The sequence below is a fragment of the Pseudomonas sp. 30_B genome (assembly GCF_017491605.1).
Classification (GTDB): domain Bacteria; phylum Pseudomonadota; class Gammaproteobacteria; order Pseudomonadales; family Pseudomonadaceae; genus Pseudomonas.
This window is the reverse complement of the sequence record NZ_JAFGYY010000532.1, coordinates 1-240: the sequence shown is the minus strand read 5'-3', so window position 1 is coordinate 240 and position 240 is coordinate 1. Positions and strand designations below refer to the sequence as shown.

The 240-nt window shown below is 64.2% G+C and carries 1 pseudogene; it reads left to right on the top strand.

The window, feature by feature from the left end:
* Positions 1 to 240, top strand: a pseudogene (locus tag J5M67_RS29365) (arylsulfatase); the annotation flags it as partial.

Here is a 240-nt window from a genome sequence, read left to right as displayed (position 1 = left end):
AGGGCTGGGCGCCGACTTCCGGCGGACCGACCTTCAAGGTGCACCTGGACGGCTACGACCAGCTCGCCTACCTCTCCGGCAAGGCGAAGAAGAGCGCGCGCAACGAGTTCTACTACTTCAACGACGAGGCCGAGTTGGTGGGCATGCGCTTCAACGACTGGAAAATCGTCTGGTGCGAACAGCGCGCACCGGGTGGCCTGAAGGTCTGGAGCGAGCCATTCACCTGCCTGCGCGTGCCCA